A 12315-nucleotide genomic window follows, 5' to 3' on the forward strand; every position below is an offset into this window, starting at 1 on the left:
AATGTCACCAGTGCTGTTCGGTGCATCGCCGGCTCCATGATCTGACGGGGAGCCGGCAAGCTTACCGAGGTCCAAACGCGACATTTCTAAATGGCTAGAACACGACATTTCTAAAAAGCTACCACAACCCAAACTGTCGATAATTCACGTTATGTCAAATAAAGTTTACGCACCGCGCACACCCTCGGTGCTGCTCCGCCGGCAGGATCAGGCAGGCTCCCGCCAAACATCCTCGTATCCCTGGTCATCGACGATGAAACGCGTGCCGGGCGGCAACCGAAGATACTTGATGACGAGCGGCAGCATTTGCTGAAGATGCTCCGTATGCACTGGCTGATAAAAGTCGTCGGCGTCCGAGTACTCGCCGCAATGAAAATACCAACTGATGTTATCGTCCGGACCACGTTCCAGGCGCGTGCCATAAACAGGCATCTGCCCCACAGTCGAGGTCGCGAAGGCGACCATGTTCTCCACGGCGGTTTCCTGCAACCCATATCGTTCGCATACTTCCCGCTGCATTTCCGCGATGGCTGTTTCGTGTCGTGATTCCATCTTTCCGTTCCAGGTGTGCGTTCAGAGACTGAAAATCTTCTTCATGGGATATGAAGGGCTTTTTTCATCGCTCGCGAAAATCCCGACGCTTTGCCCCCCTGGGATCGAGAACAATCGGGACAATGCGGCTGCACCGCGGCAATTGACGTTTGCACAGTGACGTCGTTGGTTCCGGTTCGATAATACTCGACCACGAGAGCATCGATATGGTCGGCAACCATCGTTGTCGCTGTCTGATTGCACGCCGCGCATGGTTTGCCCTGCACTGCTCTCGTCTGCGCCGCGGTCGGTCCGCATTGGGAATTGCGCGAGTACGCCGTAGTGATGCCGGATTTGGGTTTGAACAAGGATTTGTCGGGAATACCCAAGGAGACGATCGGGACCGTATTCCCGTGACCGTCGATCGTATTTGCAAGACCATACGGGTCGATCCAGGCAGCCGGATTCGGTGCATATTGATAGAGTGCCGAACCTCCCTCGATGCAGCTCGGATCCTGGCTGATGAACTGCCCGATTCCATGATCGAGATACCGATACCTGTTGTAGGAAAATCCGGTTTCTTCGTCGTAGTACTGTCCTTGAAGCCGAATGGGCTGATCGAACGACGGCCCGTCTTTCGGCTGTATCGGCGTGTTGCTCGACCAGGTGGCGTAACTCGCTTCCCACGCAGTTCGGCCACGCTCGTCGACGACGCGGACTGGCGCCCCGTTAGGGTCGTTATGGAAGAAGTAGATGGTGCCGACGGGGCGATACGACGCCGGCCGTTCGCATGTAGCCGACGTCGTGTTCGGAGAGGAATAGCCTGCGATTGCCTTGAGTGTCCGTACCCGATTGCGTGACGGCTCGCTCCCGGCCTCGACATCGGCATGCTCGGACGCCGCAGGCGGTATGCACGAGCCGAGGGGTCGATGAACCACGGCGAGCGGCCGAAACGTATCGGGATAGTGGATCCAGTCCCGGACGTCCCGGCGGATCGGCACACTGCGTGTCCGGTCATTTTTCTCGTCTGGCTGGTCGGAGCGGACTTCGCTCGAGAGGACGTCGCCGTCCCAAAAAAATTGGCAAACCGAGGTGTGACCGGATTCGAGCCGACGCGACGAAGTGATTTTCCTGATCCGCCGGCGAAAAGCGTCGTATTCATATCGTACGCGGAGGTGATGATCGTCGTTGACGTCGCCTGGCCCGGCGCGACGAGTCGTCAGCGTCTCGGCCAATTGCCCGGCCGCGTCCCACCGCAGCGTAATCTCCTGGTTTGCCTCGCGCTTGTGCACGAGATTGCCGGCACGATCGAATACGTAATGACTGTCTTCGTGCACGCCTTCCCGACGCCAGGCCGGCGATCCTGTTTCTCCCCGCAGCTGGCTTGACCGGAAAACCCGGGTGCTGAGCAGGTCTCCGGCCGGGTCATACGGGAAGCGGCGTGTCGTGCCTGCGGAGTCGATATGTGCGACGACTTGCCCGACAGGGTCGTATTGAAACTGCTCGATACCGGTCCGGGAGTCGCGTCGCTCGATCAGGTCACCGTTGGCGTCGTACGCGTATTCGATCGCGAACATCTCCCCGGTATCGGCAAGCAGGGCCTGTCGGGACAAACGTCCCTTGGCTTCGTACGACATCTCGCGTCGCAGGGCATCGCCGAGGCGCTCGTCGCGAATCTGGCCGAGTGCGTCCCGCTCGATGACGATTGGCGCATGACCATCGATCTCGATCCGGACGACCGCACTCAGTGCGTCATAGTCGTAACGAATCGACTGCTCGACGATTTCGCTGCCCGCAACGACGCACGTTCTTCGTTCGATACGATTGCCGGCGGCGTCGTATCGATTGAAAAGCGTAAAGTCGTCGCCCTGTCGTTCCTCGACCAGCCTGCCGTCGGCGTCATATCTGAACTCGAGGAGCGAGGATGCGTTCGACGCGCGAATGAGATCGCCATGGTCGTCGTAGTGGAAGCGGTCAGTCCGAACGCCGTCGTGCCGGTCGGGATCAGGCATGCGCTTCTCGACGATTCGCCCTGCCTCGTCATAGTGATACTCGACAGCCTGGCCATGGGGGTCGATGCTACGCAAGAGCTCCCCGGTCGACCCGTATTCGTAAACGCGCGACTGCCCCCAGTAGTCGATTTCTTCGACAATTCTACCGAGCGCGTCGCGCTTGAGCAGATAGGACTCTCCCCGTTCGTTGACGACCTGGACAAGCTGCCCTTCCGTGTCGTAGCGATACAGGACTTCAGTGCCATCAGGCTGAATCCGCTTCGCGATTTCTCCCAGCGTCGTATAGGCAAGACGTGTCACATTGCCGACCGGGTCGCGGTACCGCACGAGATTGCCATCCGGGTCGTAGCGACAGTGAATCTCGCGTCCGTCCCATTCGATGGCGCGTACCAGCCGTCCGCAGGGATCTCGCTCGTAACGGTTTTGGTGTCCCGCTGCATCGAGGGAGCCTATGACATAGCCACGTGCGTCGCGTTCGTATTGCGTACGGTGTCCCAGCGCATCGACCGTCGCGGTCAGGTTACCGTATCGGTCGTAACCGAACGAAGTCACGTCACCTCGCGGACCGACACAGGCGGTAACGCGACCGAGGTTGTCGTATGCATATCTGAACGTCGCTTGGGATGGCGTGGCGCGACTCATCAGGCGACCGCGCGCATCCCATTCGTATCGAAATTGACGACCGCCAGGCCCGGTTACGCAAGTTGGCTTGTGGTTGATATCGTATTCGGCTCGAATCGATCGACCGTCCGGCATGAACTGTGCAATCAGATTGCCATGCGCGTCATATTCCCATCGACACGTACGACCCATCGGGTCGGTCCGGGTGCAGGTCCGCCACCGGTTGTCGTAACGGTAACTGGTCATCCCGCCGAGTACGTCTATCTCGGCGATCGGAACGTGACGTCCATTCATCTGAATGATCGCGACGTGTCCAGTGGATTCGGTAATGCGGGTTTCGTATCGAGCGAGGTCGTAATCGAAGCGATAGTCGAGCACGCCATCGTCGCCCCACGCGTGGTCGACACGCCACGCGCCGTCGGCATCTCGTCGATAGCTGTAGCGAAACGAAACACCGCTGGCGCTCACGTGCCGCGTCATTCGATTTCCACTCTCGTAGTCGAAGCGGCGCGGATTGCTCATGGCATCGAGTGCAGCGACGAGGTTCCGATCACGGTCGTGCTCGTAACGTACTAGCGGATACGCGTGTCCGTCGGGGTTGATCAATGTCATCCCCGCTGTCAGGCCGCGGTGTGCGTCAACGTCAACATTCGGTCGACACTCGATGAGTCGACCTGTCGGCCCTTCGATGCCATGTTCGACGATACGAGACAGCTGACCCGACGTACTGCGCTCGAACAGCCACGCATGGCCATAGCGATCCCCGATCCAGTCGAGCATCAGCGTCAGTTGGGGGGCACCGGATAACCCGTCGACGATCGTGCCCCACGGGCGTGGCAACAAGAACCCGTATTCGATACCCTCGCCCGTACGCAATACCAATTGGTCGTCGCGAAAGTACAGCGCATAACCGTACTGCCAATCACCGGCATGCGCCGCCCACCCCTCGTGCCTGGGAACATCGTCGAACGCCGTGGCATGGTCGACAAAGTAGATCGCTGCCCCGATGCCGTCGTCGCGCGAAATGAGAGTCAAACGGATGTCTGCTGGCGTGCTCCATCCGACGCCAACAGTACCGAGGCGTTGCACCCGACTCGCATAACATCGGTTCCATTCGAGCGGAAGATGTCCGGTAATCGTGAAGTCGTGCTGTGCGACGATGACTTCGCCGGTCGTGACATCCACCGGCTCTGCATGCAAGACGTTGCATTTCAGAAAACCCGGCTTCAGATGCAATTTGTCTGCCAGCGCCTTCGCCCACTTCGACCCCCGAAATGCCTTGAATAGCCCCTTCGCCGCCGCTGCCATATTCAACACCGGCGGGCCGCCGACCATCACCGGCCGCCCTGCCGGAATCGGCAACATCACCGAGCTCGGCATCGACGGATAGGTCCGCTCCGTATGCGCGCTGTTGTGCCCCGGCGGCTCCATGCCAACCGCCCAGCAACTCAATGCCGGCAGCGCCATGAACGACATCGGATCGTTGTTGGCAAGCACGGTCCGGCTGCCCATGTACGACTCGGCGTCGTCCGACGGGATGGGGTTCGGCGCCGGAGGTGGCGCAAACGATTCGCCGAGCGGAAAATGCAGGCCCGGCACGTGATACGAGTGCGTGCCGACCGTGGCCCGCATCAAGCCATTCACGAAGATCGGCCGGCCCGCGGCGCCGCCCATTCCGATACCTGCGCCGAGTGCGTTTCCAACGCTGCTCTGGAGCGCTGCCGCTTGCTGCTCGAGTTTCAGCGCTTCCGCGACGATCGCGTTGTCCTGGATATCGCTCAGTTTTCCCGCCGCAAACTGGGCAGCATCGTCGAGCTTCTTTACGACATCGGGATGATCCTCGAGATACTCGGTCGCTTTCTCCTGGGCAATCGCCATCGCAATACTGCCGACGACGCCCTTCGCCGCCTCGACATACTCCCGTAGGTCGAGCATGAACCCGACATGCGGATGCGGCAAAAATATGGGCGTTGGACTCGGTGCAACCAACACCGAATGAACGTCGACACCAACAACCGGATCGAGATGCTTGACGGCGAGAAGTGCCACGGTTTCGGCCCCCGCTCAGCGCCCACCACGCAACGCCGCGACCTTCTCGCTGAGCGCGTTGCGTCGCCGGTCCATCGTGCCCAGCTGCGACACCATCCACTCGATAACCATCGGCAGATTACTGTTCGCCCGCATCGGCTCGTCGATCATCAATCCTGCATCGAGCGCATTGAACCCGGCCTCCAGCGCATGTTCACGCTCCCCTGCCCGCTCCCAGCACACCGCACTCATTCGCCAGGCCTCGACCGTCATCAGCCCGTCCTTCGCCGCCGTCGTCGACGCCGCGGCACGTTCATAGCAATACGCCGCGTGCGCATGATCCTGGTGCGTCAGATGCACGCTCGCCTCGCCGAACAGCCCGTTCGCCACGAGCTTGTGCCCCGCCGGATGCCCTGCCCCGACCGCGCGCATGCCGCTGCCGGCAGCGCTCCGGTAAGCCTCGATCGCACGCTCCCGATCGCGCCACTTCAGATACGCTGCCCCCGCAATCAGATGCACGACGACACACTGATCGAACCACTGCTCGTGCTCAGCGACCTTCAGCGCCGCCGCGCGCAATTCCTCGAGCCGAGACGGATTGCTGCCTTCGATCACCTCGGTCAGCATCACGAAATGGCGCCGGAACTCACCGCTCGGCCCGCGCTCGCCGGATTCCGCCAGCAGTTCGCGCGGCACGCTCGCCATCGAATACTTGCCATGTACGATGCGCACCGCAGCCCGATGCTGCTGCATCAATACTGCGAACGGCTCGATCCCGGTACGCGGCACGACGAAGCGCACGCGCTCGCCCAGCTTCGGCGTGGCGGCAACGAGCGACAGCAAGCCATCCATCCATCGCACCCATGCCGTCTCGTCCCGTACTGTCACCGGCGCCAGGACGAACACCATCGCGGGGAAAATATCCGGATGGTGCCGAATCAGGCTGTCGGCAACCGTGAGCAGATACAGCATCGGATTCTTGCCGTCGTCGTACGGCGCTTGCCAGTCGGCACGCACGCCTTGCGCATCGGATGCCTCTCTCCGGCTGTCGTAGAACGCGACGAGTTCATCCGTCAAGGCCTTCGCATAACCCGATTCATTGACGAACGACGCGCGCATCGTCCTGACTGCGCACGACGTTTCGTCCTGAACCTGGAAATACAACCGGACGAGTTCCGCATCTTTCTCGTCGGTCTGCCAGATCATCAATCGCGCATCCTGTTCCTTCGCGAAACGCATCCAGTCCGTATGCGCATCCATGAACCTGCGCTCCACCGGATTGGTCGGCTGCCAGTTCTGCATTCGTGCGAACCTCCGTCACGGGTTCAGTTTCAGGATCGTGCCTTCCACCGTGTGCTCGCCCGTTGCGGACGACGTCACCGTCTTGCCGTTCACGCTGTGTGTGTTGGTGCCGGTCGATGCGACGTTGACACCCCGGATCGTGATCGTGCCGTCGCTCTTCATCACGATGCTGGACATCCCGCAGACGAGCGAAAGCCGGTCGCCGGCATTGACGGTCACCTGGTGCCGCACGTTCGTCGTATGGTTCGCACCGACGTTAACGGTGTGTTCGCCGCCGACCGTGTGCGTATGCGCATTCGCGATCGTCGACGTTCGCGTGCCGATTTCTTCGGTATGTGCCGATGCGACTAGCGTCTTCATGTCCTGCGACGTCGTCTGGTACATCTGTCCGACGTTCAGTGTCTTGGCTTCCCCGATCGTTTCGGTCTTCGCTTTCGCGACCGTCTCGGTATGCGCGCCACCGATGGTCGCGTCGCGATTCGCGGTGATCGTCACGGTTTCGTTCTGCCCGACCGTCCGCGTCCGGTTGCCGACGACGCCATGCGTCTCGTTCGCGCCGATCTGCGCAACCCGGTTCTGCCCGATATTCACCGTCTCGTTCTGCCCCACACTCCGTTGCCGGTTGTTCTTCACCTGCATCGTTTCGTCGTTCCCGACCGTATGCGTATGGTTGTTCCCGACCGACAGCGTGTGATCGGCCTCGGTCTCCGCGTCGAAATTCCGTTCCGCATGCATCCACAGCTGCTCGGCGCCCTTCTTGTCCTCGAATCGGAACGCATTCGCATGGTCGGTCGTCCCGCCCGGCGAAGAACGAGATAGCAAGCCACTCTGCGTCGCACTCCCCGGCAACCCCCACGGCGGCATCTTCTCGCCGTTGTAAACCCGCCCGGTCACGATCGGCTCATCCGGATCGCCGTTCAGGAAATCGACGACGACCTCGTCACCCACCCGCGGAATCTGCACGCCCCCGAACCCGCCCCCAGCCCAGGGGCTCGACACCCGCACCCAGCACGACGAATCCTGATTGCTCTGCCCATACCGATCCCAGCGGAACTGCAGCTTCACGCGCCCGTACTGGTCGGTCCAGATTTCCTCCCCTAGCGGCCCGACCACGGTGGCCGTCTGCGGCCCGTTGGTCCGCGGCTGCGGCGTATCGCGCGGCGATCGATAAGGCAGGCTCGACGGCTGCACGAGCATCATCGTCTGATGCACGACGGCCTCCGCGCCCTGGTCGCTCGCATACGCGTTCTCCTGAAAGCGGTACTGGCACCGCACGATCAGGTACTCGCGGTTCTGGTCGGCGCGCGGGCAACGTTCGAGCGTGAACAGATAACCGGGCGCGGCGCCACGCACGTCGGTATCGGCGCTCGCCCGCTCATGTTCGGCCTGCTGTTCCTCGAGCCGCACGCGGCTGTAATGCGCGCCGGGTGCATCGTCGCGATAGCCGCCCGGCCACTCGAACGAAGCAAAACTGTCGTGATCATGCCCACGTGGATCGACCTTCTGCGACGAAAGATCGGCACGCGGCTTCGTGTAGTCGTAGTCGGTGGTCTGGTGCCGGCCGACGCTCACTTCCTGCGCGGGCAGCCAGCCGTCGATGTGCTCCTCGTCGGCGATCGCGGTGCGGTCGCGTGCGATGTACGGAATCGTCTCGTAGCCGGGCAGCACGGTGTGCGACGACATCGCGTCGCCCAGCATCAGCGTATGCGCGTCCTCCGCATGCCGGAACCAGAAGTAGATCCCCTCGAACTCCATCAGCCGCGACACGAACGCGGCATCGGTCTCGTTGTACTGCACGCAATAGTCGCGCGGCACATACGACTCGGCGAGGTGGTTCTCGATCGGAAACCCATACGTCGACAGCACCTCCTGCACGATCTCGGGCACGGTCTTGTTCTGGAAGATCCGGCAATCGGAGCGGCGCGTCGCGAGCCACAGCCACGGGCGCACGATCAGTTCGTAGCCGTAGTACCGCTCGGCGCGCCGCCCGGCGAGCGACGCGCGCGCAACGATACCGTTCAGGTAGCGCGTCGACAGGTCCTGCTGTTCGATCCGGACCGTCACGGGCTTGCCGAGCATGTCCTTCAGCGACAGGCTGTGACTGTCGGCGAGCGCCTCGATCCGGAATTCGAACAGGCGGCCGAGTTCGTCGCTGCCGTCGAGCGTATGGAACTTGAGGTCGTCGCCGTGCGGGCTGTCGAGTGTGAATACGCGATTCAAGTCGCTTCCTCCTCGTCGAACCGGTACGCGAATTCGCCGTCGGCCGCGCTCAGCTCGATCGACGACAGCGTGCGGCCTTCGAGCGTGGCCTGCAGGATTGCGCGGCCGATGCGCGGCATCACCGTATGCGTGAGGATCGCATCGACCATCCGGCCGCCGGATTCGATCGTCCGGCAGCGCTCGACGACCAGCGCGGTCGCCGCGTCGGTGCAGCGCAGCCGGATGCCGTGGTGCGCGTCGATCCGCTGCTCGATCCGCCGCAACTGCAGCGCGACGATCCGCGCGAGCGTCGCGTCGGTGAGCGGGTAATACGGCACGACGGTCAACCGGCCGAGCAGCGCGGCAGGAAACACGTCGAGCAGCGGCGCGCGCAGCGCATCGGCAAGCGTCTGCACGTCGGGCAGGCGCTCGGGGTCGCGGCACAGCTGCATCACGCGATCGGCACCGACGTTCGACGTCAGCAGGATCACCGTATGCCGGAAATCGATGTCGCGCCCCTCGCCGTCCTCCATCCAGCCCTTGTCGAATACCTGGAAGAAAATCTCGTGCACGTCGCGGTGTGCCTTCTCGATCTCGTCGAGCAGCACGACGCTGTACGGGCGGCGGCGCACGGCCTCGGTCAGCACCCCGCCCTGCCCGTAGCCGACATAGCCGGGCGGCGCGCCCTTCAGCGTCGACACGGTATGCGCCTCCTGGAACTCGCTCATGTTGATCGTGATCGCGTTGTGTTCGCCGCCGTACAGCGTGTCGGCGAGCGCAAGCGCGGTCTCGGTCTTGCCGACGCCGGACGGCCCGCACAGCAGGAACACGCCATGCGGCTTCTTCGGATCGTCCAGCCTGGCGCGCGCGGTCTGGATGCGCTCGGCGATCAGGTCGACCGCGTGTTTCTGGCCGACGACGCGTTCGCCGAGCGTATCGGCGAGCTTCAGCACGGCCTGCGTTTCGTTGCGCACCATCCGGCCGAGCGGAATGCCGGTCCAGTCGGCCACGACGGCGGCCACCGCGTGCGGGTCGACGGCGGGCAGCACGAGCGGCGCGTCGCCCTGCAGGTCGGCCAGCGCCTGCTGCGCGGCCGAGAGACGGGTTTGCGCCGCGGTGCGCGCGTCGGCATCGAGCGCGTGCGACGGATCGTCGTCGAGCAGCAATGTGCGGGCATCGACGATCGCCGTCAATGCGTCGCGTTCGGTTTGCCAGCGTGTGTCGAGCCGGTCGAGCTCGGCCCCGGCGGCGGCAATGTCGTGCTCGATCCCGTCGCGTCGCGCGGTATCGCCGGTGCCGAGCGCGCATTCACGTCCGATCCGCTCCTGTTCGGCGCGCAGGATATCGATCCGGCGGCGCGCATCTTCGATCGGCGCGGGCACCGCGTGCTGGCTGACGGCGACGCGCGCGCAGGCCGTATCGAGCAGGCTGATCGCCTTGTCCGGCAACTGGCGGGCGGGAATGTAACGGTGCGACAGCGTGACGGCAGCCTCTAGCGCGTCGTCGAGCACGAGCACGCGGTGGTGGGCCTCGAGTTTCCCGGCGAGGCCGCGCAGCATCGTCAGCGCGGCCGCTTCTTCCGGTTCGTGCACGTGCACGAGCTGGAAACGCCGCGTGAGCGCCGGGTCCTTCTCGATGTACTGCTTGTACTCGGACCACGTGGTCGCGCCGATGGTGCGCAGCAGGCCACGCGCGAGCGCGGGCTTCAGCAGGTTCGCGGCGTCGCCGGTGCCGGCGGCCCCGCCCGCGCCGACGAGCGTGTGAACTTCGTCGATGAACAGGATCGCCGGCCGCTCGGACGACATCGCTTCGTCGATCACGCCGCGCAACCGGCTCTCGAACTCGCCCTTCACGCTCGCGCCGGCCTGCAGCAGACCGATGTCGAGCAGGTACAGCGCGACGTCGTGCAGCGACGGCGGCACGTCGCCGGCGGCGATCCGCAGCGCGAAGCCTTCCGCGACGGCCGTCTTGCCGACGCCGGCCTCGCCGACCAGCAGTGGGTTGTTCTGCCGGCGCCGCAGCAGGATGTCGACGATCTGGCGAATCTCCGAATCGCGCCCGATCACTGGATCGATCTCTCTGGCCCGCGCGCGGGCGGTCAGGTCGACGGCGAAGCGTGCGAGCGCGGAGCCGTCGGCGGCGGTGGTCGCCCCGCGCATCGCCGTGTCGCCGCCCGGCGCAGCCTGCCCGGCCGGTTGCGCCTCCGGCGAACCGGAAACGATCGATTCGAGTTCGTCGGCGAGCACGTCCGGCACGACACGCTCGAATTCGCGCGTGATCGCCACCAGCACGTTGCGCAACTGCGGCGTCTTCAGGATCGCGAGCAGCAGCACCGCGCCGCGAATGCGTGTCGCGTCGTACTTCAGCGTCGCGTACACCCATGCACGTTCGACGGCGTCGTCGATATGCACGGACAGATCCGACACCGAGCCCGCGCCGCGCGGCAGCCTGTCGAGCGCGGCAACCAGCCCGCGGTCGATCGCGGCGTCGTCGATCCCGAAATGACGCAGCACGCGCTGCAGGTCGCCGTCGGGCCGCTGCAGCATCTGCTTGAACCAGTGCGCGAGCTCGACGTACGGATTGCCGCGCAGCCGGCAGAAGCCGGTCGCCTGCTCGAGCGTCTCGTAGAGAGACGGATTCAGTTTTCCGAACAGGTTGGCGCGGCCGATATCGGACATGACGGTTCCCGTTTAGGCGGTTTCGCGATGAAGGGGGGCGCTGCCGCGCCGCACGTCGTAGCGGACGACGAGGTCACGCGCCGGGCCCGGTTCGAGCCGCTGCCCGAGCCACGCGGTGCGGCCGATGCCCTGCGGCGCGCCGAGCGCGATCGCCGGCACTGCGTCGGCCGCCAGTTCGAGCTGCACGTCCCAGTCGAACTCGATGCCGACGTATTCGCGCACCCATTGCGCGAGCTGCCGCGCATGCGGGCCGCCGGGCAGGAAGCGGCGGTACGCGTCGAGCGACAGCGGGCCGAGCACGATCCGGAAGCGCGACTGCGCATCGCGCACCGCGATGCCGAGCGCGACGGCGCCGACCCGCAACGTCGGCCGCGTCGCGCGGATCGTGCAGCGCTGCGAACGTTCGATCGCGACCCACTGCGGCACGTGCTCGACGATGCGGGCCTCGACATCGAAATACCGGCGCAGGATCTGCGCGAGCCCTTCCGGGTTGCGCGTGTGCCGCACGAGATGGCCCGCATGGAAATAGCGCGCATGCGGCGCAAGCGTGTCGGCATCGGCTTGAGCGGCCGGCCTGTCGCCGTGTGCCGCCCGCCCGATCAGGCTCGCGACATAACCGTCGAACCGTGCGCGCTCCGGGCGATCGAGGTTCACCGTCGGCTGTGCATCGGCCCATGCGCGGTAGAACAGCAGGATCAGCCGGTGATGGAACAGGTCGGCGAACGCAGCAAACGTCGGGTCGTCGTGCTGCGCCGCGCGTTCGTGCGCGTATTCGGTCAGGTGCGTCGGCAGCGGCCCGTTCGGCCCGAACAGCCCGAACCCGTGGATCGCGATGCGCGGCGGCATGCCACTGCTGTCGTCGCTCACGCCGGCCAGCATCGACGCCGCGAACGCAAGCGACGGTTGCTGCCCGAGCCGCACCGGCTCGTCGCGGGGCCGCACGG

At 64.1% G+C, this 12315-nt stretch carries 6 protein-coding genes; all 6 read right to left on the reverse strand.

Annotation, left to right across the window (positions count from 1 at the left end; all coding sequences use genetic code 11):
- Positions 1-207: 207 nt before the first annotated feature.
- Positions 208-552 (reverse strand): hypothetical protein, encoded by a 345-nt coding sequence (locus G3N64_RS35635; protein ID WP_241021375.1) that lies wholly within the window; start codon positions 550-552, stop codon positions 208-210.
- A 41-nt stretch (positions 553-593) separates the two neighbouring features.
- Positions 594-5213, reverse strand: a complete 4620-nt coding sequence (locus tag G3N64_RS35640) for an RHS repeat-associated core domain-containing protein (RefSeq protein WP_205788340.1) — start codon at positions 5211-5213, stop codon at positions 594-596.
- Between the two features lie 15 nt (positions 5214-5228).
- Positions 5229-6494 (reverse strand): hypothetical protein, encoded by a 1266-nt coding sequence (locus G3N64_RS35645; protein WP_205788341.1) that lies wholly within the window; start codon positions 6492-6494, stop codon positions 5229-5231.
- Between the two features lie 15 nt (positions 6495-6509).
- Positions 6510-8714, reverse strand: a complete 2205-nt coding sequence (gene tssI, locus G3N64_RS35650) for a type VI secretion system tip protein TssI/VgrG (protein WP_205788342.1) — start codon at positions 8712-8714, stop codon at positions 6510-6512.
- Complete coding sequence (gene tssH / locus G3N64_RS35655) at positions 8711-11371, reverse strand: type VI secretion system ATPase TssH (RefSeq protein WP_205788343.1); 2661 nt, start codon at positions 11369-11371, stop codon at positions 8711-8713. Before tssH ends, tssI begins: the two co-directional genes overlap by 4 nt.
- Before the next feature lie 12 nt (positions 11372-11383).
- Positions 11384-12315 (reverse strand): type VI secretion system baseplate subunit TssG (tssG, locus tag G3N64_RS35660; RefSeq protein WP_205788344.1); only part of this gene is annotated, 932 nt, incomplete at its 5' end.

Source organism: Burkholderia sp. Ac-20344, assembly GCF_017104975.1.
GTDB lineage: Bacteria > Pseudomonadota > Gammaproteobacteria > Burkholderiales > Burkholderiaceae > Burkholderia.